Here is a 24829-nt window from a genome sequence, read left to right as displayed (position 1 = left end):
GACTCTTCTGGGGTCGGCTCGACTGACGACTGGTCGTCAAGGCTAGCCAACCGCGTGGTGGGCGACGCCACCAGGTTTCCCGACGGCGGCGCGCCGCCCCTGGTGAACGGCCGGAGCCGCCCCCCTGACGGGGGACGGCTCCGGTTCGCGCGTGGTGCGGTCAGGCGCTGGGCGCCAGGTACAGCAGGCGGTTCGGGGAGCCGGAGCCGGGGCTGCCGACCACGCCCGAGGTGGCCTGGCCGACCAGGTAGCTGGCCACCTGGGCCGGGGTGGCCGAGCGGCTGCCCTGGAGGTAGCGGGCCGCCGCGCCGGCCACGTGCGGGGTGGCCATCGAGGTGCCGCTGATGGTGTTGGTGGCGGTGTCGCTGGTGTGCCACGCCGAGGTGATCGACGAGCCCGGCGCGAAGATGTCCAGCACCGAACCGTAGTTCGAGTAGCTGGCGCGGGCGTCGGTGTTCGTGGTCGCGCCGACCGTGATGGCCGCGGCGACGCGGGCCGGGGAGTAGTTGGACGCGTTGGCGTTGCTGTTGCCCGCCGCGATGGCGTAGGTGACGCCCGCCGAGATCGACCGGCTCACGGCCGCGTCGATCGTGGAGGACGCGCCGCCGCCGAGGCTCATGTTGGCCACGGCCGGCTTGACGTGGTTGTTGGTCACCCAGTCGATGCCCTCGACCACGTCGGCGGTGGTGCCGCTGCCGGCGTTGTTCAGCACGCGCACGCCGTAGATCGTCGCGCCCTTGGCGACGCCGTACTGGCTGCCCGCGATGGTGCCGGCGACGTGCGTGCCGTGGCCGTTGCCGTCCTGCGCGACGCTGTCGTTGTCGACCGCGTCGTAGCCGTTGCGGGCCCGGCCGCCGAACGTGGAGTGCGAGATCCGCACGCCGGTGTCGATGACGTAGACGTTCACGCCCGAGCCGGTGGAGGTGTAGCTGTAGGCGGAGTCCAGCGGCAGGTTGCGCTGGTCGATGCGGTTGATGCCCCACGACGGCGGGTTGGTCTGGGTGGCCTGGATGGTGAAGACCTGGTCCTGCTCGACGTACTCCACCGCCGGGTTGGCCGCGAGCCGCTTGGCCGCCGCCTCGGGCAGCGTCACGGCGAAGCCGTTCAGCGCGCTGCGGAACACGGTGTCGACCTTGCCGCCGTACTGGCCCGCCAGGCTCTCGGCGGACGCGGACGCGCCGTCCTTGAGCTTGACGATGAAGTGGTTCTGGACCTTGTGGGGGGCGTCGGCGGCGCGGATCTCGCCCACCGCCGCCTGCGCCGGGGCGGCCAACAGGGAGGTCGCGGTGACGGCGAGCGCCGTCGCCCCGACCCCGGCCAGGAACCGGACCTGTCGTGACTGTCGCATGCGGATTCCGTTCTTCGAACGGTGGCGCCAACCGCACCCCGAGGAGCTTCGCAGGGCTCGAAGGCGTGACGTTGGGCCACCTCTCCCTCGCTGACGGTCACCAACGTAAGCATCGAGCCTGTTCACTCGGAAGTGTGAACAATTGCCAGATAACCGACATCCGTCAACAATCCGCCTGACCTGCGGGTTCCCAAAATCCGGGAGCGGTGGGACGCCTCCGGCGCTACCGTCCCGCCATGCGCTTGGAACCGGTCACCGAGGACAACTACCGGGCCGTCATCGGCCTGGAGGTCCACGAGGAGCAGCGGACGTTCGTCGCGACGAACCTCAAGTCGATCGCGGACGCGTGGGTCTACCGCCCGAAGTTGCAGCCGCTTGCGCTGTTCGGCGGCGACGAGCTGGTGGGGTTCACCCTCCTGGAGCGCGACCGGCCGGAGGTGCTGCGCATCGTCCGGTTCATGATCGACCGACGCGCGCAGGGCCGCGGGCTCGGCCGCAAGGGGCTGGCCGCGATCGCCGACGTGGCCCGGTCCGAGGGCCGCACCGAGCTGGTGCTGAGCGTGGTGCCCGGCAACGCCGTCGCCCGCGGCCTGTACGCGGCGTTCGGCTTCACCGACACGGGCGAGGTGGACGGGGGCGAGCTCGTGATGCGCCACGTGCTCGCCCCGTCGGCCCACCTCGCCGACCAGTAGGTCGCCGGCCGGGCGACCACCGGTCGGGTCAACGACCGGGCGGGACTTGGTCAGGTCACCCGCCCGGGTCGGACCGGACAGGTCACCCGGCGACCGGTCGCCGGCGGGCGGGACCGGACAGGTCCCGGGCCCGGGTCGGACCCGACCGGTCACCCGGCGACCGGTCGCCGGCGGGCCGGACCGGACAGGTCCCCGGCCCGGGTCGGACCCGACCGGTCACCCGGCGACCGGTCGCCGGCGGGCGGGACCGGACAGGTCCCCGGCCCGGGTCGGACCCGACCGGTCACCGGCCCGGGTCAGGCCCGACCGGTCACCGGGCGATAGGTCTCGCCGGCCGGGCGGGACCGGGCAGGTCACCGGGCGGGCGACCAGTGGAGCAGCCGGCCCCACGACAGCGGCGTCGCCTCCGACACGACCGCCGCGTGCACCTGCGCGGGCGTGGCGGCGGGGTTGAGCTGGAGGAACCGCAGCGTCACGCCGGTCACGTACGCGGTGGCCAGCGAGGTGCCGCTGATGGTGTTGGTGGCGGTGTCGCCGGTGTGCCACGCCACCGTGATGTTCGTGCCGTGTGCGTAGACGTCGACCACCGCGCCGTAGTTGGAGAACGAGGCGCGGGTGTCGTTGGTGGTGGCCGCGCCGGACGTGAGCGCCTCCGTGACGCGGGCCGGCGAGTAGTTGGCCGCGTTGGAGTTGCTGCCGCCCGCCGTGACGGACGCCGTGACGCCCGCGGCGATCAGCCGGCGCACCGCGTCGTCGATCGCGGTGGACGGGCCGCCGCCCAGGCTGAGGTTGGCCGAGGCGGGCTTGACGTGGTTGCGCGCGACCCAGTCGATGCCCGCGATCACGCCGGCGGTGGTGCCGCTGCCCGAGCCGTTGAGCACCCGGACGCCGCACACCAGGCCCTGCTTGGCGACGCCGTTGACGCGGCCCGCGATCAGCGACGCGACCGCCGTGCCGTGGCCGTTGTCGTCCTGCGGCACGGTGTCGTTGTCGATCGCGTCGTAGCCGGGGCAGGTGCGGCCGGCGAACTCGGTGTGCGTGGTGCGGATGCCCGTGTCGATCACGTACGCGCGGGTGTTGAGCCCGGTCGAGGTGTAGCTGTAGGCGCCGTCCACGGGCAGCGCGCGTTGGTCGATCCGGTCGAGCCCGTACGGGGCGGGCGACTGGGTGGCGTGCGCCCGCACGACCTGGTCCTGCTCGACGTACGCCACCGCGGGGTCGGCGGCGAGCCGGCGGGCCTGCTTCGCGGTCATCGTGGCGGCGAAGCCGTGCAGGGCCGGGAACGCGCGGGTGACCCGGCCGTCGAGCCGGGCGGCGACCGCGTCGGCGGCGGCGACGTCCTCCAGCTTGACGATGTAGCTGCCGGGCACGGCGTCGGCCGAGCCGGCGTGGAGCACCGCGCCCTCGGCGTGCGCCGGTGCGGTGAGGGTGACGGCGGCCAGGGCGGCGACGCCCAGGCCGGACAGCAGTGCGCGCATGGCGGGTTCCTTTGCAGGGTGGAGGAGCGGTTATCGGGTGGGCGACCAGTGCAGGAGCCGGCCGCCCCACGGCACGGGCCCCGGCTTCGTCAGCTCGGTGTGCACCAGGGCCGGGGTCGCGGAGGGGGTGGACTGGAGGAACCGGGTGGCGACCCCGGTGGCGAGCGCGGTCGCCATGGAGGTGCCGCTGAGGGTGTTGGTGGCGGTGTCGCCGGTGTGCCACGCCGACGTGATGCCGACGCCGGGCGCGTACAGGTCCACGCCGGCCCCGTAGTTCGAGAACGGGGCCCTGGCGTCGGTCTGGGTGTGCGCGCCGATCGTGACGGCCTCGGCCACGCGGGCGGGCGAGGTGTTGCCGACGTTGGTCCCGGAGCCGCCCGCGCTGACGACCGCGGTGACGCCCGAGGCGATCAGCCGCCGGACCGTGTCGTCCAGCGCGACCGAGGCGCCGCCGCCGAGGCTCAGGTTGGCCACGGCGGGGCGGGTCGCGTTCAGCCGCACCCACTCCACGCCCGCCATGACGCCGGCGATCGTGCCGCTGCCCACGCCGTCGAGCACGCGCACGCCCACGACGCGCACGCCCTTGGCGACGCCGTTGAGCGTGCCCGCGATGAGGCCGGCCACGTGCGTGCCGTGCCCGTTGTCGTCCTGGGCGACGAAGTCGTTGTCCACGGCGTCGAAGCCGTGCGCGGCGCGGCCGCTGAACTGGGCGTGCGTGATCCGGACGCCGGTGTCGACCACGTACGCGGTGACGCCCGCGCCGGTGGAGGCGTAGGTGTAGGTGGTGTCGAGCGGCAGGGCGGTCTGGTCGATCCGGTCCAGGCCCCAGGGCGCGTCGGGCTGGGTGGAGTCGGCGTGCACGACCTGGTCCTGCTCGACGTACTCGACGGCCGGGTGGGCGGCGAGCCGCCGGGCCTGCGTCGGGGTGAGGTGCGCGGCGAAGCCGCCGAACGCGGCGTACCGGCGGGTCACCCGCCCGTCCAGCCCGGCCGTCACGGCGTCGGCGGCGGCGACGTCGGCGAGCTTGACGATGTAGCTGCCCGGCACGGCGGCGGGCGAGCCCGCGTTCAGGACGGCGGCCTCGGCGGGCGCGGCCGGGGTGAACAGGGTGGCGGTCAGGGTGGCGAGGGCGGTCACGACGAGGCCCGGTAAGGGCTTGGGCATGCGGCTCTCCTCCGCGGGGTGGGGGGACCCGGCGCGGATCACGCGCGGGTCTGCCAGTCTGCCGAACCGCGCTCGGCCGGCGGAACCGGCGAAGGGAGTGGTTCGGGGAACCGCGACCGAGACCGCACCACGGCGGACAGCGCCGCGCGAGCGCGTCGACAAGGTGATTGAGAACCCATTCAACGCTGTGGAGAAAATACGGCCGCGGGCCGATGGCGAAACGACGAACGGCGGTGTCCCGGAGGAACGCGGGAAGTTCTTCGGGGTGACTATGTATCTCTCGGACATCGCGCTCGGGCCACCGCGCGGCCGGCCGGGTTCGGCGCGCGTCCGCTACCTGCGGCAACACCACCGCACGACATCGGCCGCGAGGGTCAACGTGACGTTGGGCATAGAGTTCGCGTTCTTCGCCCGCGACCGGTTTGCCGCACCGGGTCCACGACGGCCGTCGAAGCCCGCGACCGGTCCGGTGTGGCCCGCATCACCCCACGTACCCGGGGCCCTGGGCCGTGCGCGGGCGGCGGGGCGGCCGGACGACCGAGCCCGGTGCGGCGTTCGCGCCCCACCGGGGCTTCACACCCCTGCTGTTAATGAGAATTCAAACATTCCACAGCGGGCCGGATTTTGCCGTCCGATTCGGTTAAATTCACGACGGGAAACCCGATCGGCTGTACCGCGGCGGCGATTTCGCACGATAACGTCGCTCGCCTTGTCCTTGGGAGAACGGAGCGAAGATGCCTACGCCAGTCGTCGGACCGGAATCGCGGACGCGCGATCCCCGACGGATCGACGGGGGGTCCGACCCCTTCGCGGACGCATTGCGGGCGGCGATCCGCGCCAAAGGGCTCAGCCTGGAACGGATCCAGCACAAGCTGCGGGCCCGGGGCGTCGCGGTCAGCATCGCCGCGCTGAGCTACTGGCAGTCCGGTCGCAGACGGCCGGAACGACCCGGCTCGCTCATCGCCGTCGCCCACCTGGAGGAGATCCTGGAGGTCGGCGCCGGCGGCCTCAGCTCGCTGCTCGGACCGCCGCGACCGCGCGGCAAGGCGCGACCCCGCACGCGCGTGTCCGGGCCCGAGGGCTGGGTCGGCGAGAACGACTACGCGACCATCGCCGAGCTGCTGGCCGACATCGACACCAGCACCGACCAGGACCTGACGCGGTTGAGCCTGCGCGACCAGGTGGAGCTGGCGATGGACGGCAGCACCCGCCGGGTGCGCTCGCGCCAGGTGCTGCGGGCCGAGCGCTCGGGCGTGGACCGCGTGCTGCTCGGCTACGACACCCGGCTGCCCGGCGACCCGCTGCCGGTCATCGGCACGCTGCGGTCGTGCCGGCTCGGGCGGGTGTCCGCCGACCCGCGCAACGGCCTGATGGTCGCCGAACTGCTGCTCGACCGCCCGCTGCGCCGGGGCGAGCGGACGGCCGTCGAGTACGAGCTGATCCACGTGGCGCCGCACCACCCGACGTTTGACAACACGCACTCCCGCCGCTTCCGCCACCCCGTGCGCGAGTACGTCCTGGAGGTTCGGTACGACTCGCGGTGCCGCCCCGTGCGGTGTGAGCAGTTCACCACCGGCCTGACCGGCGGCGAACCCACCGACGTGCGCGAGACCCCGGTGGACACCTGGGGCTACGCGTACGCGGTCGCGCTCGACTTCGGCCCCGGAGTGGTCGGCCTGCGCTGGGAATGGGCCTGACTCAGTAGGAGCGCGGCAACTTCAGCGTGTGCTGCGCCACGAAGTTCAGGATCATCTCCCGGCTGACCGGGGCGATGCGGGACAACCGGGACGCGGCCAGCATGGCGCCGAGTCCGTACTCGGACGACAGCCCGTTGCCGCCGTGGACCTGGATGGCCTGGTCCACCGCCCCCGCCACCGCCTCCCCCGCCGCGTACTTGGCCATGTTGGCCGCCTCGCCGGCAGCCCGGTCCTCCCCAGCGTCGTAGAGAGCCGCGGCCTTCTGGGTCATCAGCCTCGCCAGCTCGACCTGGATCGCGCACTGCGCCAGCGGGTGCGCGATGCCCTGGTGCGCGCCGATGGGCGTGTCCCAGACGGTCCGGGTGCGGGCGTACTCGCTCGCCTGGTCGAGTGCGCGGCGGGCCATGCCGGTGGCGAAGGACGCCGCCATGATCCGCTCCGGGTTCAGGCCGGCGAAGAGCTGCGCCAGGCCGCCGTCCTCGGTGCCGACCAGCGCGTCCGGCGGCAGGCGGACGTCGTCGAAGAAGCAGGTGAACTGCTTCTCCGGCGACAGCACCTCCATCGGGATGTGCCGGTAGGTGAAACCGGGCGCGTCGGTCGGCACGATCAGCAGCGAGGGCAGCAGCCGTTGGCCCGCGGCGTCCACGTGCCGGGCGACCACCATCACGGCTTCGACCTCGTCCACGCCGGAGATGAACGACTTGCCGCCGTTGAGGACCCACCGGTCGCCGTCGCGGCGCAGGGCGGTGCTGAGCTTGTGCGAGTTTGAGCCGGCGTCGGACTCGGTGATGGCGAAGGCCATCTTCGTGGTGCCGTCCGCGAACCCGGGCAGCCACCGCCGCTTCTGCTCCGGCGTGCCGAAGCGGGCGATGACCGTGGCGCAGATGGCCGGCGAGACGACGGTGAGCAGCAGCGGGCAGCCGGCGCGGGCGAGTTCCTCGCACACGGCCGCGAGGTCGCCGATCCCCCCGCCACCGCCGCCGTACTCCTCGGGCACGGCCACGCCGAGGTACCCGAGCCGGCCCGCCTCGGCCCACAGCTCGTCGGTCTTCTCGCCCGCCCTGGCCTTGGCGGTGAAGTAGTCCTGGCCGTACTTGCCGGCGAGGTCGGCGACGGCCTGCCGCAACGCCCGCCGCTCCTCGCTCTCGGTGAAGTTGATCGTCATGCGCCCGCTGCCCCTTCGCTCGACCCCGCCTGCCGCGCCCCGCCTTGCCCGCCCGAACCGGCCGGCTCCCCGGCCGGCCGCGTCCCGCCGTCCCCACCCGGCCCGGCCGGCGGATCCCCGGCCACCACCGCGAGCACGTCGCCCGCGTCGACCTGCTGCCCCGTCCGCACCAGCACTTCCGCGACCGCGCCGCCGGTGGTGGCGAGCACGCGGTGCTCCATCTTCATCGCTTCCAGCACCAGCAGCTCCGCGCCGGCCCCGACCCGTTGACCCGGCTCGACCGCGACCCGCACCACCGTGCCGGGCATCGGCGCGACCGTCGCGCCCTCCGCGACCTTCGCCCGCGGCTCGGGGAACGTCGGCCGCAGCGTCAGCGACACCGGTCCCACCTCCACCCGGTCGCCGTACACCGCGACCGGATGTGTGGTGCGCACCCCGTCCCGCTCGAACGTCACCGCGTCCGGCGAGGCCGCCACCACCGCCAGGTCCAGGCCCGTCTCCACGCCGGCGCGGGTGTGGCGGTACTCGACCTCGACCGTGTCGTCGCCGTGCCCGAACGCGACCCGTCGCGGCTGGGACGGCACGTTGCGCCAGCCCAACGGCAGGGCGGTGCGCCGCCGTTCGGCCAGCGCGAGGGCGGCGGCGAGGGCGGCGGGCCGCACGTCGACCGGGTCCGGGGTGGTGAGGCCGTGCTCGTCGAGGAACCCGGTGTGGGTCCGGCCCGCGAGGAACTCCGGGTGGCGCAGGGTGCGCACCAGCAGGTCCCGGTTGGTCACGAGGCCGTGCAGCTCGGCGCGCTCCAGGGCGGCGGCCAGCTTGCGGACCGCCGCGTGCCGGGTGGGCGCCCACGCGATCACCTTGGCCAGCATGGGGTCGTAGTGCACGCCCACCTCGCTGCCGTCCTCCACACCGCTGTCCACGCGCACGCCGCCCGGCACGGCGAACCGGTGCAGGGTGCCGCTCGCGGGTCGCCAGTCGTGCGCGGGGTCCTCGGCGTACAGGCGCGCCTCGACGGCGTGGCCGTTCGGCGTCGGCGGCTCGGCGGGCAGCCGCGCGCCCTCGGCGATGGCGAGCTGCCAGGCGACCAGGTCGAGGCCGAACACCTCCTCGGTGACCGGGTGCTCGACCTGGAGCCGGGTGTTGACCTCCAGGAAGTGGAACGACCCGTCGTCGGAGAGCAGGAACTCCACCGTGCCCGCGCCGACGTACCCGATGGCCTCGGCGGCCCGGGTGGCGGCGTCGACCAGGCGCTGCCTGGTCTCGGGTCCGACGGCCGGGCTCGGCGTCTCCTCGACGATCTTCTGGTGCCGGCGCTGGATCGAGCACTCCCGCTCGCCCAGCGCCCACACCGTGCCGTGCGCGTCGGCCAGGACCTGCACCTCGACGTGCCGGGCGCGCTCCAACAGCGGCTCGCAGAACACCGTGCCGTCGCCGAACGCCGACTCGGCCTCGCGGCGGGCGGCGGCGACCTGATCGGTCAGCTCGGCCGCGGACCGCACCACCCGCATCCCGCGTCCGCCGCCGCCGGCGGACGCCTTGACCAGCAGCGGGAAGTCGGCGGCCGACTCGGGGTCCAGCTCGGGCAGCACCGGCACGCCCGCCGCGGCCATCCTCTTCTTCGCGGCCACCTTCGAGCCCATGGCGTCGATGACGTCGGGGTCCGGCCCGACCCACGTCAGCCCGGCGGCCACGACCGCGCGGGCGAAGTCGGCGTTCTCGGACAGGAAGCCGTAGCCGGGGTGGACCGCGTCGGCGCCGGCGGCGAGCGCGGCGGCCACCACCGCGTCACCGCGCAGGTAGGTCTCGGCGGGCGTCGCGCCGGGCAGCCGGACCGCCGCGTCCGCCTCCCGCACGTGCGGCGCGCCCGCGTCGGGGTCGGAGAACACGGCCACCGGCGACACGCCGACCTCGCGGCACGTCCGGATCACCCGCCGCGCGATCTCACCGCGGTTGGCGACCAGCAGCTTGCGAATCATCACGCCTCACATCCGGAAGACGCCGTAGCCCTCGGCGCCCTCGATCGGTCCGCTGTGGATCGCCGACAGGCACAGGCCGAGCACGGTGCGCGTGTCGCGGGGGTCGATCACGCCGTCGTCGTAGAGCCGGCCGGACAGGAAGGCGGCCACCGACTGCTGCTCGATCTGGTCCTCCACCACCCGCCGCATGGCCGCGTCGTGCTCGTCGTCGTACGGCTGCCCCTTCGCGGCGGCGGCCTGCCGGGCCACGATCGACAGCACGCCGGCGAGCTGCTTCGGCCCCATCACGGCCGACTTGGCGTTCGGCCAGGTGAACAGGAACCTGGGGTCGTACGCCCGGCCGCACATGCCGTAGTTGCCCGCGCCGTAGGACGCGCCCATGACCACGGTGAGGTGCGGCACGCGGCTGTTCGACACCGCGTTGATCATCATCGCGCCGTGCTTGATGATGCCGCCCTGCTCGTACTGCGCGCCGACCATGTACCCGGTCGTGTTCTGCAGGAACAGCAGCGGCGTGTCGCTCGCGTTGGCCAGCTGGATGAACTGCGCCGCCTTCTGCGCCTCCTGGCTGAACAGCACGCCGCGCGCGTTGGCCAGCACCCCGACCGGGTAGCCGTGCAGGTCGGCCCACCCGGTCACGAGGGCGGCGCCGTAGTCGGGCTTGAACTCGTCGAACCGCGAGCCGTCCACGATCCGGGCGATCACCTCGCGCGGGTCGAACGGCACCCGCAGGTCGGTCGGCACGAGCCCGAGCAGGTCCTCCTCGTCGTGCCGCGGCGGCTCGACGGCCTTCGGCGCGGGCCCGAGCTTGCGCCGGTTCAGCCGGGCCACCACGCGCCGGGTGAGCCGGATCGCGTCCACCTCGTCCTGGGCCACGAAGTCGGCCAGCCCGGAGGTGGCGCCGTGCATCCGCGCGCCGCCCAGCGACTCGTCGTCGGACTCCTCGCCGGTGGCCATCCGCACCAACGGCGGGCCGCCGAGGAACACCTTGGACCGCTCCTCGATCATCACCACGTAGTCCGACATGCCGGGCACGTACGCGCCGCCCGCGGTGGCGTTGCCGAACACCGTGCTGATCGTCGGGATGCCCGCCGCCGACAGCCGGGTCAGGTCGCGGAACGCCCGCCCGCCGGGGATGAAGATCTCGCTCTGGCTCGGCAGGTCCGCCCCGCCGGACTCGACCAGCCCGATCAGCGGCAGCCGGTTCTGCAACGCGATGTCGTTGGCCCGGAAGGTCTTGCGCAGCGTCCACGGGTTGCTCGCGCCGCCCCGCACGGTCGGGTCGTTGGCGACGATCACGCACTCGACGCCCTCGACCACGCCGATGCCGGTGACCACGCTCGCGCCCACCGGGTAGTCGGTGCCCCACGCGGCCAGCGGCGACAGCTCCAGGAACGGGCTGTCCGGGTCGACCAGCAGCTCGATCCGCTCGCGGGCCAGCAGCTTGCCGCGCCGGTGGTGCCGCTCGGTGTACTTCGGCCCGCCGCCCGCGAGGGCCTTGGCGTGCTCGGCCTCCAGCTCGGCGAGCCGGGCCAGCATCGCCGCCCGGTTCGCGGCGTACCCGGGCGACCGGCGGTCCACCGCCGTGCGCAGCACACTCATGCCGTGAACCCCAATCTCCGCGCCGCCAACTCCGTCATCACCTCGGTCGCGCCGCCCCCGATGCCGAGGATCCGCGCGTCCCGGTAGTGCCGCTCGACCTCCGCGTCGCGGAGGTAGCCGAAGCCGCCGTGCAGCTGCACCGCCGCGTCCACGACGAACGAGCACGCCTCCACGGCCGCGTTCTTCGCGAAGCACACCTGCGCCACCACCTCCTCGCCGGCCGCCACCCGCACCGCCACCTCGCGCGTGTAGGTGCGCGCGAGGTCGATGCGCTGCGCCATCTCCACCAGCCGGTGCCGGACCACCTGCCGGGCGATGAGCGGCCGGCCGAACGTCTCCCGCTGCCGCACGTACGCCGCGGTGAGGTCGAGGCAGCGCTGGGCCGTCGCGTACGCCTGCGCCGCCAGCGAGACGCGCTCCACCTGGAACTGCCGCATGACCAGGGCGAACCCGCCGTTCTCCGGCCCGACCAGGTGGGTGGCGGGCACCCGGGCGTCCACGAAGGACAGCTCGGCGGTGTCCGAGCAGTGCCAGCCCATCTTCTCCAGCCGGCGGTCCACCGCGAACCCCGGCGTGCCCTTCTCCACCACGAGCAGGCTGATGCCCTGGTGGCCCGGACCGCCGGTGCGCACGGCCGTGGTGACGAAGTCCGCGCGGGCGCCCGACGTGATGAACGTCTTCGTCCCGTTCACCACGTAGGAGTCACCGTCGCGACGCGCCGTGGTGCGCAGCGCGGCGACGTCCGAACCGCCGCCCGGTTCGGTGATCGCGAGCGCGCCGACCAGCTCACCGGCCAGCGTCGGCCGCACGAACCGGTCGATCAGGTGTGGGTCGCCCGCGTCCACGATGTGCGGCAGCGCGATGCCGTGCGTGAGCAGCCCCGCGACCAGCCCGGACGACCCGCCCGCCTGGATCAGCTCCTCGGTGGCCACCACGGTGTCGAGCAGGTCGCCCGCGCCGCCGACGGCCTCCGGGAACCCCAGCCCCAGCAGCCCGATGCCCGCCGCCGCGCGGTGCAGCGACCGGGGCAGCTCGCCCGCCCGCTCCCAGTCCGCGAGGTGCGGCACGACCTCCCGCTCGGTGAACCGCCGCACCACCGCGCGCAGGTCGCGGCGCTCGGGCGTGTCGAACAGCGCCGACGTGGTCGTCACAGCAGCTCCTCCGGGACGTCGACGTGGCGGGAGCGCAGCCACTCGCCCAGCGCCTTGGCCTGCGGGTCGAAGCGGGTGGAGGAGGCGACGCCCTCGCCGAGCAGGCCGTGCAGCACGAAGTTCAGCGCGCGCAGGTTCGGCAGCTCGTGCCGGGAGACCTCGCCCGCCTCGGGCAGCAGCTCCTTCAGCCGCGCGACGGTCAGCTCCGCGCGCAGCCACTCGTACTGCGCGTCGGTGCGCACCCACACGCCGAGGTTGGCGTCGCCGCCCTTGTCGCCGGAACGCGCGCCCGCGATCGTGCCCAACGGGACCCGGCGCAGGAGACTTCCGCGCGGGGGGACCTTCATACCTCCACCACCTCCCCGTCGGGCAGCACGGCCCGGTGCGGCACCGACGAGCGCGGCACGTACGCGGCCCGGTAGACGCCGAACGGCGTGCCGTCGCCGGGCGGCGCGGTGACGTGGAAGCCGGGGTAGGACCCCAGCGCCAGCTCGATCCCGGCCCGCGAGAACGCCTTGGCCCGCTTCGGGTCCGGGGTCTTGACCGTCACGTGCAGCAGCGCGCTCGCCGTCTCCTCGGTGTCCGCGTCCGGCCGGTCGGTGCGCGCGAGCGTCCACGTCAGGCCGTCCCCGCCGATCGCCGCCTCCACCTGGCGGCGGACGAGGTCGGCCTTGGCCTCGACGTCCAGCCCGGTGAGCACGAACGTGGTCGAGTTGCGGAACCCGCCCAGGGTGTTGAGGCACACCTTGAGCGTGTCCGGCGGCGGCGAGCCCTTCACGCCGGAGATCCGCACGCCGCGCTCGTGCGGGTCGAGGCGGATGGTGTCGAAGTGGCTGACCACGTCCGGGCCGACGTAGGCGGGCGGGCCGATCTCGTAGAGCAGTTGCGCGGTGACGGTGTCGACGGTGACCGCGCCGCCCGTGCCCTCGTGCTTGGTGATGACGGCCGAGCCGTCGGCCTCCACCTCGGCGATCGGGAAACCGGGCCGGGTGGCGTCGATCGAGAGGAACGACGAGTAGTTGCCGCCGGTGGCCTGCGTGCCGCACTCCAGCACGTGGCCCGCGACCGTCGCGCCCGCGAGCGCGTCGAAGTCCTCCCGGCCCCAGCCGAAGTGCGCGGCGGCCGGTCCGACGACCAGCGACGCGTCGGTGACCCGGCCGGTGACCACGACGTCCGCGCCGGCCCGCAGGCACTCGGCGATGCCCCACGCGCCGAGGTAGGCGTTGGCGGTCAACGCCTCCGGGAACCGCTCGCGCACGTCGTCGCCGGTCACGAAGGCGACCTTCGCGCCGAGCCCGAGCCCGTCGATCGCCTCGGCCAGGCCCTCGGGGTTCAGCCCGCCCGCGTTGGAGACGATCCGGACGCCGCGGTCCAGCGCGTCGCCGAGGTTCTCCTCGAGCTGGCGCAGGAACGTGCGGGCGTAGCCGAGGCGCGGGTCCTTCGCCCGGTCCCGCCCGAGGATGAGCATGGTCAGCTCGGCCAGGTAGTCGCCGGTGAGCACGTCGAGGTGGCCGCCGGTGAGCATCTCGCGGACGGCGGAGAACCGGTCGCCGTAGAAGCCGGACGCGTTGCCGATGCGGATCACGGCCGCCCCCGCTCCCGGCCCGCGCCGGGCGGGCCGGCGAACGCCTGCGCGACGGGCACCCACGCGGTCGCCGCCTCGCCGACGGCCGTGACGGCCAGGTCGTCGGGGTGCCGCCGCTGGGTCGCGAGCAGGCAGAAGTCCAGCGCCGGTCCGGTGATCCGGTCGGCGGCGTCCTCCGGTCCCCACGTCCACCGGCCGCCGTCGGGCGCGTCCAGCTCGACGCGGACCGGGACCTGCGGCACGGGCAGGCCGTGCACCGCGAACGACCAGCCGAACGTGCGGACCGCGAGGTGCGCGACGTGCCGGAGCCGGTGGGTCGGCTCCCGGGTGACGCCGAGCGCGTCGGCGACGTCCTGGCCGTGCGCCCAGGTCTCCATCAGCCGGGCGGTGGCCATGGAGGCCGGGCTCATCGGCGGCCCGAACCAGGGCAGCTTCACGCCCGGCGGCACGGCCGCGAGGGCTTCGGCCAGCTCGGCGCGGCCCGCCCGCCACTGCTCCAGCGTGATCGGCTCGCGCGCGCCCTCCTCCACCACCTCGGCGGTGGCCCGGCGCAACGCCCCGGTGAACGCGTCCGGGTCGCGGGCGGCGAGCGTGGCCTGGCGGTCGGTCCAGCGCAGGTGGCTGATCTGGTGGGCGATCGTCCAGCCCGGCGCGGGCGTCGGGACCGCCCAGTCGGCCAGGGGCGCGACGAGGTCGTCCAGCACCCGGCTCTCGGCGTCCAGGTCGGCCAGCAGGTCGGTGATCACAGCGACTCCTCCAGCACCCGGGCCCAGTGCCGGACGATCCGGGCGCGCCGCCTGCGGTCGTCGGTGAGCTGGTCGGCCAGCGCGAGGCCGCGCACCAGGTCCAGGGTGAGCTGCACCGACTCGCGCACGCCCGGCTTGGTCTCGTCCGCGCCCAGCAGCTCGACCGCGAGCCGGTGCGTCTCGCGGCCCAGGCGGGCCTCCAGCGGCACCACGACGGTGCGGAGTTCGGGATCGGTGCGCGCGGCGACCCAGAGTTCCAGGGCGGCGGTGAACAGGTCGCTGGCGTAGAAGTCGGCGATCAGCTCGACCACCGCGATGGTGCTGCCGTTGACCTGCCGGGCGCGTTCCTTCAGGTCGAGCACGCTCTCCGCACCCAGGTGCTCGACCGCGGCGGCGACCAGCTCGCCGCGGGTGCGGAAGTGGTGGAGCTGGGCGCCGCGGGACACGCCCGCGCGCTCGGCCACCACGGTCGTCGTCGTGCCCGCCCAGCCGTGCTCGACCAGGCACTCGACGGTGGCTTGCATGAGCTTGCGCCGGGTCTCGCGGCTGCGGTCGGCCTGGCGCCGGACCTCCCGCTGCCCGGTGTCGGTGGACATGCCGCCGAGTGTTCCGGGCCACTAACAAACAGTCAAGACTGATTGTTAGTGACCCGGTCGACCCACCGCGGCTACCAGCCCCCTTGCACCATGGTCTGGAACAGCCACTGCCCGTCGGTCTTCACCAGCAGGTCGCCGTACCGCACGACCTGCGAGTGGTCACCCACCGTGATGGTCGCGTCGGTGATCACGAACACCAGGTTGGCGTTGACGAAGACGGGCGTGCGCACGGACTCCATCCCCACGTCGCCCTCGCCGAGGGACGCCGCCATGTCGTCGAGGAACCGCGCCCGGTCCCACGACTGCGCCGACCCGTCCGTCACCGCGTTGACCGGGAACAACGCCATGTCCGCCATGGCCTCCACGTCCTTGGCCACGGCCAGCGCGTCCCACTTCCCGAACCACGCGAGCACGCCCGCCACGTCCTCGTCGGTCGGCACGAACCCCGCTCCACTACCCGGCACAGCACTCATGTCGTACATTGTACCGTACGCCGTACGAAGTTACGAGCGGAGCGGCCGAACAGCGGTTCCCCGGCGGTCCGTCGGCCGGTTCGATGGGCCGACGACGGACGAGGGGGTCGGCGTGGCGGTGTCGCGGCGGGACGTGTTGCGGTGGGCGGGCGCGGCGGTGGCCGCGGGCGGGGCGGCGGTCGCCGCCGAGGGGGTCGCCGAGGCGCGACCCGTGCGGTGGGACCGGCTGCGCGCCCGGCTGGCCGGCGAGCTGCTGCTCCCCGGCGACGACGGCTACGACACCGCGCGGCTGCCGTTCAACTCCCTGTTCGACCACCACCGGCCCGCCGCGATCGCGCGCTGCGCGCGGCCCGAGGACGTGCAGCGGTGCCTGGAGGAGGCCCGCCGGTCCGACCTCCGCGTGGCGGCCCGCGGCGGTGGGCACAGCTACGCCGCCTACTCCACCCCGGACCGCGGGCTGGTCGTCGACCTGGGGCCGATGAACCGGATCGAGGTGCGGCCCGACGGCACCGCCGTGGTCGGCGCGGGAGCCCGCCTCGGCGACGTCTACGCCGCGCTCGCCGCCGCCGGCCGGTGCCTGCCGCTGGGCAACTGCCCGTCCGTCGGCGTCGCCGGGCTCACCCTCGGCGGCGGCCTGGGCTGGCTGCAACGCTCCTACGGCCTGACCTGCGACTGGCTGCGCGCCGCGCGCGTGGTCACGGTGGACGGCCGCCTGGTGACCGCCTCGGCGGACCGCGAGCCCGACCTCTTCTGGGCGTTGCGCGGCGGTGGCGGCGGCAACTTCGGCGTGGTGACGTCGTTCGAGTTCGCCACCGCGCCCGTGCCCGAGGTGCTGACCGTGTTCCGCATCCGGTTCCCGGCCGGCTCGGCGGCGGACGTGCTCGGCGCCTGGCAGCCGTGGAGCACCGCGGCCCCCGAACACCTGTCGACCACCTGCGTGGCCCTGCCGGACGGCTCGGTGGACCTGTTCGGCTGCTCGACCGGCCGGGAGACGGGGGTGCTCGCGGAACTGGCCCGGCTGGGCCCGGACGGGCCGCTGGAGCACGCCGAGGTGGACTACCCGACCGCGACGTCGATCATGACCGCCGGGCACCCGCCCCGCAACGCCTTCCGCGCGTCGTCCCGCATCGGCCAGGGCCTCTGGGACGACGCGGCGGCGGTGGCGGACACCGTGCGGGGCAAGGACAGCGCGCTGCTCATCGTGGGCGCGCTCGGCGGTGCGATGGACCGGCCGTCGCCGACCGACACCGCCTACCCGCACCGCGGCGCGACGACGTCCATCGAGGTCTTCGGCACCGTCGGCGACCTGCCGCCCGAGCACGTCACGCGCGAGGTGGACGACGTGCAGTCGGCGCTGGCGCGGCTGGTCGGCGCCGGCACCTACATCAACTACCTCGACCCGGCGCAGGAGGACTGGGCGCGGACGGCGTACCGGCACAACCTGCGCCGGCTGCGGGCCGTCGCCCGCCACTACGACCCCGACCGCGTGCTGCGCTTCCCGCAGTCCGTCACCGCGGGGTGAGCCGCGGCGTCACAGCAGGGTCAACTGCTCCTGCGCCACCGGCGCGTTCGGCGCCGAGGACGGCAGGCTGCCCTCCGGCCACAGCCCCTCCTCGTCGCCGGGCACGCCGACCGCGTCCCGCTTGCCGCGCGCGTCGAGGCCGTGCCGCCGCAGCAGCGGCCGGATGCGCCCGGTCAGCCACCGCCGGTACCGGGAGTCCACGTAGGACCCCCGCGCGTACAGCCGGCGGTAGGTGTCGGTGAGGTCCGGCCGCTCCCGCACCAGCCACCGGGCGAACCACTCCCGGGCACCCGGCCGCAGGTGCAGCGGCAGGACCGTCACGCCCGTCGCGCCGGCCTCCGCGACGGCGGCCAGCAACGCGTCCAACTGCTCCTCCGAGTCCGTGAGCGCCGGCAGCACCGGCGCGACGAACACCCCGCACGGCAGCCCCGCGTCCCGGATCCGGCGCACCAGGTCGAGCCTCGCCCGCGGGCTGGGCGTGCCCGGTTCCAGCCCGGACTGCAGCTCCCGGTCCAGCAGCGCGAGCGACACCCCGATGCCCACCGGCACCGCCGACGCGGCCCGCGCCAGCAGCGGGACGTCCCGCGCCATCACGGTGCCCTTGGTCAGGATGGAGAACGGCGTGCCCGAGTCGGCCAGCGCGCGGATGATGCCCGGCATCAACGCGTACCGGCCCTCGGCCCGCTGGTACGGGTCGGTGTTCGTGCCCATCGCCACGTGCTCGCGCCGCCACCGCTTGGACCGCAGCTGCGCCGTGAGCACCTCCACCGCGTTGACCTTGACCACGACCTGCGTGTCGAAGTCGTGGCCCGCGTCCAGGTCGAGGTAGGTGTGCGTCTTGCGGGCGAAGCAGTTGTGGCTCACCAGGCCGTTGGCCACGAAGTCGCCGGTGCCGGTGGTGATGTCGTACAGCGTGCGGGTCACGCCCAGCGACTCCACCGACACGACGCTCAGCCGCGACGTGACCGGCACCGCCATGCCCTCGACCGCGCTGCCGCGCCCGACGGCCGGGTTGACCAGGTGCAGGAACCGCAGCCGCTCCGCCAGGTCGCCGGTGATCCGCACGCCGCGCACCTCGACCGCGTGCGGCACGCGCAGCCGCGTCAACGCCAGCACGGCCGCGTCGAACACCGCGCTGTCCGAACTGGACATCACCAGCTCGCCACCCGCGGCGCTGCCCCGCGCGTCGAACACGCCGGCCAGGAAGCCCTTCGACCACTCCTCCCCCGGCCCGGTCGGCCACTCGGCCAGCTCCCCCTCCCGCGGCACCCGGCCGCCCGCGAACGCGCGCACCCGGGCCAGCACGTCCGGGTGGGCCGGCACGCCGCCGCGCACGACGCCCCACAGGTAGCCCGCGCGGTACTCCGCGCCCTGCGCGGGCGGGGTGGCGAACCGGCCCGTGCCGACCAGCCGCGCGCCCTTCACCAGGAACGGCCGCTCCTCGAAGTCGGCGCAGCGGCCGGGCGTGACGTGCTTCCAACCCTCGTCGGTGAGGAACCGGTGGTCGCCGCCCGCGACCACCCGGGTGCCGTCGCTCAAGGTCACCCGGTAGGCGGGCTTGGCGGTCTTCCAGTGCGCCCGCACGCGGGTGACCACGAACCGGCCGTGCGCCGTGCCGAACACCTCCTCGCCGACCGACAGCTCGGCGATCGGCTTGGTGCGGCCGTCGGCCAGCAGCACGGGCGTGTCACCCGTCAGGCAGTACGTGCACCCGTGCGTGCACCCGCGGTAGGGGTTGACGGTCCAGCCGAACGGCATCCCGTCGCCGGGCACCTTGTTGAGCACCGATTTGGCGTTCACCTCGTGGAACACGACATCGGCGAAGTCGGGAGTTCGTACGCTGCGCACCAGCCCCGGCAACCCCGGCAGGGCCTGCTGCCGGTCCGCCCCGTCCTTCTGCCCGTCCCATCGCATGTCCACATTCGAACAGATGTTCGATAACCGGTCAAACGGAGTGCCCGTGTCAGTGCTCGACGTCATCCTCTGGCCCTTCAACACCCCCGCCGTCACGGTCGCCGGGGTGGCCACCAGCTGGGGCGAGGTGGCGGGTTTCGTCACCGGCGCGCTCTGCGTGTGGCTGGTGGCCCGGCAGAACCCCTGGAACTGGCCGATCGGCATCCTCAACAACCTCGCCTTCCTGGTGCTGTTCGCGACCAGCGGCCTGTACGCCGACTCGGGCCTGCAGGTCGTCTACGTCGCGCTCGCGCTGTACGGCTGGTGGGCGTGGCTGCGGGGCGGCGCGCAGCACACACCGCTGCCCGTCGGCCGCACGACCCGCGCGCAGTGGTGGTGGCTGCTCGCGGCCGGCGTGGCGGGCACCCTGGTGCTGGTGTGGGTGCTCACCGCGTTCAGCAACTCGACCGTGCCGTGGGCGGACTCCGCGACCACCGTCCTCTCGCTGCTGGCCACGTGGGGCCAGACCCGCAAGAAGGTCGAGTGCTGGTGGCTGTGGATCGCCGCGGACGTGATCTACGTTCCGTTGTACGCCTACAAGGACCTCTGGCTGACCGCGATCCTCTACGTCGGTTTCCTGGCGTTGTGCGTGCTCGGCCTGCGCAACTGGACCAAGGCCCTGCGCGAGGACGAGGCGGTGACGGCGTGAGCGACTTCGACCACGCGTTGGTGCTGGGCAAGTTCTACCCCCCGCACGCCGGTCACCACCACCTCATCCGCACGGCCGCCGCCCGCAGCGGGCGGACCACCGTGACCGTGCTGGCGTCGAGCGTGGAGTCGATCCCGTTGGCCGACCGGGTCTCGTGGCTGCGCGCCGAGCACGCCGGCACGCCCGGCCTGGTCGTGCTGGGCGACGTGGACGACCACGAGATGGACTTCCACAGCGACCGGGTGTGGGAGCTGCACATGGGCGTGGCGCGGGCGGTGCTCGCGCGACGGGCCATCCTGGACGGCGACCCCGCGTCGGCCCGGGTCGACGCCGTGTTCTCCAGCGAGCACTACGGCGACGAGATGGCCAAGCGGCTCGGCGCGCGGCACGTCCCGGTGGACGTCGACCGCGCCGCCTTCCCGGTGTCCGGCACCGCGGTCCGGGCCGACCCGCGCGGCCGGTGGGCGCACCTCGCCCCGGCCACCAGGGTGGGTCTCTGCGCGCGGATCGTCGTGCTCGGGGCGGAGAGCACCGGCACCACCACCCTGTCCCGCGACCTCGCGCGGGCGCTGGGCGCGCCGTGGGTGCCCGAGTACGGCCGGGAGCACACCGAGCTGAAGCTGGCCGCCGCCCGCGCGTTCGACCCGGACGCCACCCCGGACCGTCTGGTGTGGACCGTGGGCGACTTCCAGGACGTCGCGCGGCGGCAGCAGCAGCTCGCCGACGCCGCCGTGGACGGTCCGGTGCTGGTGTGCGACAACGACCCGTGGGCGGCGACGGTGTGGGGCCACCGCTACCTCGGCGCGCCGCACCCGGACATCGCGCCGGACGCCCACCGCCCCGCCCTGTACCTGCTGACCGACCACGTCGGCGTGCCGTTCGAGCAGGACGGGTGGCGGGACGGCGAGCACCTGCGCGCGTGGATGACCGGGGAGTTCCGGGCGCGCCTGGCCGAGCGGGGCGTGCCGTGGCGGCTCGTCACGGGGTCGCCGGACGAGCGGCTGCGGCAGGCGCTGGCCGCCTGCGAGGAGGCGGTGGCCGCGCACTTCCGGTTCGCCGACCCGTTGGCCCCTAGACGGTGACGACCACCTGGTCCAGGGACTTGCGGACCAGGTTGGGCACCACGCAGTCGTCGGCCGGGTAGCCGATCGGGATCACCGCGAACGCCTTCTCGTTGCGCGGGCGTTCCAGCACCTCGCCGAGGAACCTCATCGGCGACGGCGTGTGGGTCAGCGCGGCGAGCCCGGACAGGTGCAGCGCCGTGAGCAGCATGCCGACCGCGATGCCCACCGACTCGTCCACGTAGTAGTGCTTGCGCCGGGTGCCGTCCGGCTCCTGGTAGTACCGCTGCTGGAACACGACCACCAGCACGGGGGCGTCGGTCAGGTGCGGCTTCACGTCGTCGGTGCCCAGGGGGCGCAACGCGTCCAGCCACTCGTCGCCCAGCCTGCCCGCGTACGAGACGCGTTCCTCGTGCTCGGCGGCCTCCCGGATGCGCCGGCGCACCTCGGGGTCCTTCACCAGCACGAACGTCCACGGCTGCTGGTGGGCCCCGCTCGGCGCGGTCGAGGCGACCTCCAGGGCGTCCAGCACCACCTGTTCGGGCACCGGGTCGGGGGAGAACATGCGCACCGTGCGGCGCTCCCGCATCCGGTCGCGCAGGTCGGCGGCCGTGCGCAGGGACTGCCCGACCGGCATCCGGGCCGGTCGGTACGGGACCGGGTCGTAGGCCCGGCCGTGAATGGGTGTCCAGTTCGTGGTCACGCGGCGAGCGTGGCACCGGGGGCGGCGGACCCGGAGGACCCACGCCGGAGTTCGCACCCAACTGTCCGACATGCGAACACCAAGGCCGAGCGGGCAGTATGTGCGCCGTGCGCGCCAAGGACCTGATCGCCGCCCACGGCCACGGACACGGGCACGGCCCCGCCGAACCCGCCTCCGAGCCGGTCCGGAAGCTGCTGCTGGTCCTGCTGCTGCCGTTCGTGCTCGCCACCGTGGTGGGCACGCTGCTGCTGTACCCGTTCGGGCACGAGCAGCGCACCGGCGCGGAGGCAGGGCTCGCGCAGGTGCCGGTGCGCGGCGACGTGACCGCCGTGGCCCGGGGCGGGTGCGGCCCGGACGCGGGCGTGCCGGGCGGCACGGGCTGCGTGCTGGTGACCGTGCGGATGAGCGACGGCGCGGCGGCCGGCCGCGAGATCCGCATCCCCGTGCCGGACCAGCCGGGCACGCCCAGGTTCGCCGTGGGCGACGCCGTGGTGCTCTCGTACGGCGGCGGCGACCCCAACGACAGCACGTCCTACCAGCTCGCCGACTTCCAGCGCGGCGTCCCGTTGCTGCTGCTGGCGGTGCTGTTCGTGGCCGCCGTGCTCCTGCTGGGCCGTTGGCAGGGCCTGGCGGCGCTGGGCGCGCTGGCGTTGAGCTTCGTGGTGCTCGTGCTGTTCGTGCTGCCCGCGATCCTGGCCGGCGAGAACCCGCTCACGGTCGCCGTGGTCGGCGCGGGGCTGATCATGTTCGTGGTGCTGTACCTGACCCACGGGGTGTCCGCGCGGACGTCCACCGCCGTGCTCGGGACGCTGGTGAGCCTCGCGCTGATCGGCGTGCTCGGCGCCCTGTTCTCCGCGTTCGCCAAGCTGACCGGCCTGGACCAGGACACGGCCAACCTCGTGTCGCTGCTCGGGCACGGCATCGACACGCGCGGCCTGCTGCTGGCCGGCACGATCATCGGCGCGCTGGGCGTGCTGGACGACGTGACCGTGACGCAGACCAGCGCGGTGTGGGAACTGCGCCGCGCCAACCCGTCACTGGGCTTCCGCGACCTCTACGCGGCGGGTTCCCGCATCGGCCGCGACCACCTGTCGTCGGTGGTGAACACGCTGGTCATGGCCTACGCGGGCGCGGCCCTGCCGCTGCTGCTCGCGTTCACCCTCTCGGGTCGCACCCTGGGCGAGATCCTCACCGCCCAGGAGGTCGCGCAGGAACTGGTCCGCACCCTGGTGGGCAGCATCGGCCTGGTCGCCGCCGTGCCGATCACCACCGCCCTGGCCGCCTTCGTCGCCCGCCGCGAACCGGCACCCGCCCGACCCGCGCCGACCACCCCGAAGACGACCACCCCAAAGGCGACCACCCCAGAGGCGACCACCCCAGAGGCGACCACCCCGGGAACGACCTCCACGTGGCGCACCCGCGTGTCCGGCGACCTGCGCACCGGCTACGACCCGGCCAAGGGCCCGTGGCGGGCCCCTACCGCGCGATCAGCACCAGCGCCAACGCGATCGCGGCGGGAACGGACTGCACGACGAGGATCCGACGACTGACCGTCGCCGCGCCGTACAACCCGGCCACGATCACGCAGACCAGGAAGAACACCGCGAACGCGAACCCCGTCGTCCCCCGCACCACCAGGGCCACGACCAGGCCCGCGGCCAGGAACCCGTTGTAGAGGCCCTGGTTGGCGGCCAGCACCTTCGACTGGGCGGCGAACTCGGGCGTGGTCCCGAACACCGCCCGGCCGCGCGGCGTGGTCCACAGGACCATCTCCAGCACCACGATGTAGAGGTGGATGGCCGCGACCAGCGCGGTGAGGACGTCAGCGGCGATCTGCACAGGTCGGTAACGTACTCGCATGTTGCGGACCGCGTTGGGTGTCGCCACCGGGCTGGTGTCGGGGGTGCTCGCACTGCCGCGCATCGCCGACGCGCTGGAAGCGCTGACCGACCTGCGGGGCACCCTCGAACGGCTGGAGCAGCTCGCCACGTTCCTGGCCAACGAGCTGCCCGAGGCGTTGCACCAGCTGGAGGAGGTGCAACGCCGACTCACCGAGCTGGAGCCGGAACTGGCCGGCCTGACCGGCAACACCGGTCACCTGGACGAGTCGATCCGCGTCCTGGCCGCCACCCTCGGCCCATTGCAGGGCGCCACCGAGCGCCTGGGCAGGCTGGTGGACCGCAAGCGCCGCACCCCGGGACTACCGGGATAATCGCAGGGTGGGACGGATCCGGAAAGCCGACGAGACCATCAGCCGGGAGGTGGACTCGGGCATCGCGGAACTGGTCCCCGACCCCGACGTGCCGAGGGCGTGGACATTGCGCCTGAACGGCACCCCCCAGTCCCACGTGGACCTGGACGACCCGACGCACCTGGAGTTCGAGTACCTGCGCCGGCTCGGCCACGTCGCGGACCTGGTCGCCCCGGACCGCGACCCGATCCGCGCCCTCCACCTGGGCGGCGGCGCGCTCACCCTGCCGCGCTACATCGCCACGACCAGACCCCGTTCCAGCCAACAGGTCGTCGAGATCGACACGGCCCTGATCGACCTGGTCCGCGGCCTGCTCCCGCTGGACCGCACCTGGCGCCTGCGCATCCGCAACGGCGACGCCCGCGCCGTCCTCGCCAAAGCCCCGGAATCGACCTTCGACCTGGTCGTCACCGACGTGTTCGCCGGCTCCCGCACCCCGGCGCACCTGACGTCCGTCGAATACGTCGCCCTGGCCTCCCGCACCCTGCGCCCGGACGGCATCTACGCGGCCAACATCGGCGACGGCGGCAAGATGTCCTTCGCCAAAGCCCAAGCCGCCACCGTCCGCGCCGTCTTCCCCCACGTCTGCGTCCTGGCCGAACCGGCCGTCTTCCGAGGCCGCCGCTTCGGCAACTTCGTCCTCGTCGCCTCCCACGTCGACCTACCGATCGCCTCCCTGATCCGCCTGTCCGCCGGCGACCCGTTCCCGGGCCGGGTCGAACACGGCGACTCCCTGATCCGCTTCATCGGCGGCATCCCCCCGACCACCGACGCCACCGCCACCCAATCCCCCGCCCCACCAAAGGGCACCTGGGGCCTCCCCACCGACTGACACACCCCCGCCACCCCCACCACCCTCTCGCCCCACTCCTCCCCCACCACCCCACCGGCCAACCCCCGCCCTTCCCCAACAGAAGGGTTCCGTGTCATCCCGCCGACCTGGCGCAGCCCTACCGCGCGTGTCAAGGGGGCACTCCCGGCCCTACCGCACCTGACGCTGGAACGGCCCCCTTGACG

At 73.9% G+C, this 24829-nt stretch carries 21 protein-coding genes and 1 pseudogene; 8 read left to right on the top strand and 14 right to left on the bottom strand.

Translation table 11 applies throughout. The annotated features are described in order from the left end of the window. Positions 1–160: 160 nt before the first annotated feature. Positions 161–1348 carry a S8 family peptidase gene (locus ACWEFJ_RS22085; protein WP_378094843.1) on the bottom strand — a complete coding sequence of 396 codons (1188 nt, stop codon included), beginning with the start codon at positions 1346–1348 and terminating at the stop codon, positions 161–163. Positions 1349–1584: 236 nt separating this feature from the next. Between ACWEFJ_RS22085 and ACWEFJ_RS22080 the strand changes: the two genes are divergently transcribed. Continuing rightward, entirely contained in the window at positions 1585–2040 is a 456-nt protein-coding gene (locus ACWEFJ_RS22080) for a GNAT family N-acetyltransferase (RefSeq protein WP_449714868.1), read from the top strand. 353 nt (positions 2041–2393) lie between these two features. Here ACWEFJ_RS22080 and ACWEFJ_RS22075 read toward each other — a convergent pair whose 3' ends face one another. Together ACWEFJ_RS22075 and ACWEFJ_RS22070 are read right to left on the bottom strand one after the other, a co-directional pair. Further along, a complete protein-coding gene (locus ACWEFJ_RS22075; protein WP_378098014.1) occupies positions 2394–3518 on the bottom strand; it encodes a S8 family peptidase in 1125 nt (374 codons plus the stop codon). A gap of 30 nt (positions 3519–3548) precedes the next feature. Then, positions 3549–4682 carry a S8 family peptidase gene (locus ACWEFJ_RS22070; protein WP_449714867.1) on the bottom strand — a complete coding sequence of 378 codons (1134 nt, stop codon included), beginning with the start codon at positions 4680–4682 and terminating at the stop codon, positions 3549–3551. A 734-nt stretch (positions 4683–5416) separates the two neighbouring features. Here ACWEFJ_RS22070 and ACWEFJ_RS22065 point away from each other — a divergent pair. Next, on the top strand, positions 5417–6379 hold the full coding sequence (locus tag ACWEFJ_RS22065; protein WP_449714866.1) for a hypothetical protein: 963 nt from the start codon (positions 5417–5419) through the stop codon (positions 6377–6379). Position 6380: 1 nt separating this feature from the next. Here the strand turns inward: ACWEFJ_RS22065 and ACWEFJ_RS22060 are convergent, their stop codons facing one another. The 8 genes and pseudogenes from ACWEFJ_RS22060 to ACWEFJ_RS22025 all read right to left on the bottom strand — a co-directional run bounded on the left by ACWEFJ_RS22060 (position 6381) and on the right by ACWEFJ_RS22025 (position 15673). Beyond that, complete coding sequence (locus tag ACWEFJ_RS22060) at positions 6381–7544, bottom strand: acyl-CoA dehydrogenase family protein (protein ID WP_378098021.1); 1164 nt, start codon at positions 7542–7544, stop codon at positions 6381–6383. Next, a complete protein-coding gene (locus ACWEFJ_RS22055; RefSeq protein WP_449714865.1) occupies positions 7541–9520 on the bottom strand; it encodes an acetyl/propionyl/methylcrotonyl-CoA carboxylase subunit alpha in 1980 nt (659 codons plus the stop codon). Before ACWEFJ_RS22055 ends, ACWEFJ_RS22060 begins: the two co-directional genes overlap by 4 nt. Before the next feature lie 6 nt (positions 9521–9526). Next, a complete protein-coding gene (locus ACWEFJ_RS22050) occupies positions 9527–11122 on the bottom strand; it encodes an acyl-CoA carboxylase subunit beta (protein ID WP_378095189.1) in 1596 nt (531 codons plus the stop codon). Further along, positions 11119–12273, bottom strand: a complete 1155-nt coding sequence (locus tag ACWEFJ_RS22045; protein ID WP_449714864.1) for an acyl-CoA dehydrogenase family protein — start codon at positions 12271–12273, stop codon at positions 11119–11121. Before ACWEFJ_RS22045 ends, ACWEFJ_RS22050 begins: the two co-directional genes overlap by 4 nt. Beyond that, positions 12270–13858: pseudogene (locus tag ACWEFJ_RS22040) on the bottom strand (acyclic terpene utilization AtuA family protein). Before ACWEFJ_RS22040 ends, ACWEFJ_RS22045 begins: the two are co-directional and overlap by 4 nt. Then, positions 13855–14604: a TIGR03084 family metal-binding protein gene (locus ACWEFJ_RS22035; RefSeq protein ID WP_449714863.1), complete on the bottom strand. Its 750-nt coding sequence runs from the start codon at positions 14602–14604 to the stop codon at positions 13855–13857. Before ACWEFJ_RS22035 ends, ACWEFJ_RS22040 begins: the two are co-directional and overlap by 4 nt. Beyond that, positions 14601–15200 carry a TetR/AcrR family transcriptional regulator gene (locus tag ACWEFJ_RS22030; protein WP_449714862.1) on the bottom strand — a complete coding sequence of 200 codons (600 nt, stop codon included), beginning with the start codon at positions 15198–15200 and terminating at the stop codon, positions 14601–14603. The genes ACWEFJ_RS22035 and ACWEFJ_RS22030 overlap by 4 nt, the downstream gene beginning before the upstream one ends. A 71-nt stretch (positions 15201–15271) precedes the next feature. After that, positions 15272–15673 carry a nuclear transport factor 2 family protein gene (locus ACWEFJ_RS22025; protein WP_378095182.1) on the bottom strand — a complete coding sequence of 134 codons (402 nt, stop codon included), beginning with the start codon at positions 15671–15673 and terminating at the stop codon, positions 15272–15274. 112 nt (positions 15674–15785) lie between these two features. On the opposite strand from ACWEFJ_RS22025, the gene ACWEFJ_RS22020 reads away from it, so the two are divergent. Beyond that, on the top strand, positions 15786–17195 hold the full coding sequence (locus ACWEFJ_RS22020; protein ID WP_449714861.1) for an FAD-binding oxidoreductase: 1410 nt from the start codon (positions 15786–15788) through the stop codon (positions 17193–17195). A 9-nt stretch (positions 17196–17204) separates the two neighbouring features. Here the strand turns inward: ACWEFJ_RS22020 and ACWEFJ_RS22015 are convergent, their stop codons facing one another. Next, positions 17205–19109, bottom strand: coding sequence for an intein-containing Rv2578c family radical SAM protein (locus ACWEFJ_RS22015; protein ID WP_449714860.1), 1905 nt, complete (start codon positions 19107–19109; stop codon positions 17205–17207). A 46-nt stretch (positions 19110–19155) separates the two neighbouring features. Here ACWEFJ_RS22015 and pnuC point away from each other — a divergent pair, with 46 nt between their 5' ends. Both pnuC and ACWEFJ_RS22005 read left to right on the top strand, forming a co-directional pair. Continuing rightward, a complete protein-coding gene (gene pnuC / locus ACWEFJ_RS22010) occupies positions 19156–19797 on the top strand; it encodes a nicotinamide riboside transporter PnuC (protein WP_378095174.1) in 642 nt (213 codons plus the stop codon). Then, a complete protein-coding gene (locus ACWEFJ_RS22005) occupies positions 19794–20879 on the top strand; it encodes an AAA family ATPase (protein WP_449714859.1) in 1086 nt (361 codons plus the stop codon). Before pnuC ends, ACWEFJ_RS22005 begins: the two co-directional genes overlap by 4 nt. On the opposite strand, the gene ACWEFJ_RS22000 is transcribed toward ACWEFJ_RS22005, so the two are convergent. After that, on the bottom strand, positions 20869–21495 hold the full coding sequence (locus ACWEFJ_RS22000) for a nitroreductase family protein (RefSeq protein WP_378095191.1): 627 nt from the start codon (positions 21493–21495) through the stop codon (positions 20869–20871). The two genes, ACWEFJ_RS22005 and ACWEFJ_RS22000, sit on opposite strands and share 11 nt — an antisense overlap. A 164-nt stretch (positions 21496–21659) precedes the next feature. On the opposite strand from ACWEFJ_RS22000, the gene ACWEFJ_RS21995 reads away from it, so the two are divergent. Further along, positions 21660–23111 carry a YibE/F family protein gene (locus ACWEFJ_RS21995; RefSeq protein ID WP_449714858.1) on the top strand — a complete coding sequence of 484 codons (1452 nt, stop codon included), beginning with the start codon at positions 21660–21662 and terminating at the stop codon, positions 23109–23111. Here the strand turns inward: ACWEFJ_RS21995 and ACWEFJ_RS21990 are convergent. Continuing rightward, positions 23038–23400, bottom strand: a complete 363-nt coding sequence (locus tag ACWEFJ_RS21990; protein WP_378095168.1) for a DUF1304 domain-containing protein — start codon at positions 23398–23400, stop codon at positions 23038–23040. The genes ACWEFJ_RS21995 and ACWEFJ_RS21990 overlap by 74 nt on opposite strands. Positions 23401–23419: 19 nt before the next feature. Here ACWEFJ_RS21990 and ACWEFJ_RS21985 point away from each other — a divergent pair, with 19 nt between their 5' ends. Both ACWEFJ_RS21985 and ACWEFJ_RS21980 read left to right on the top strand, forming a co-directional pair. Further along, the gene (locus tag ACWEFJ_RS21985; RefSeq protein WP_449714857.1) at positions 23420–23773 is read left to right on the top strand and encodes a hypothetical protein; all 354 of its coding nucleotides are present in this window, start codon (positions 23420–23422) and stop codon (positions 23771–23773) included. 7 nt (positions 23774–23780) lie between these two features. After that, entirely contained in the window at positions 23781–24644 is an 864-nt protein-coding gene (locus ACWEFJ_RS21980) for a spermidine synthase (RefSeq protein WP_378095164.1), read from the top strand. Positions 24645–24829: the final 185 nt, after the last annotated feature.

The sequence above is a fragment of the Actinosynnema sp. NPDC004786 genome, from assembly GCF_053601135.1.
Note: the sequence above shows the minus strand (reverse complement) of the source record. Positions and strands in the feature narration are given on the sequence as shown.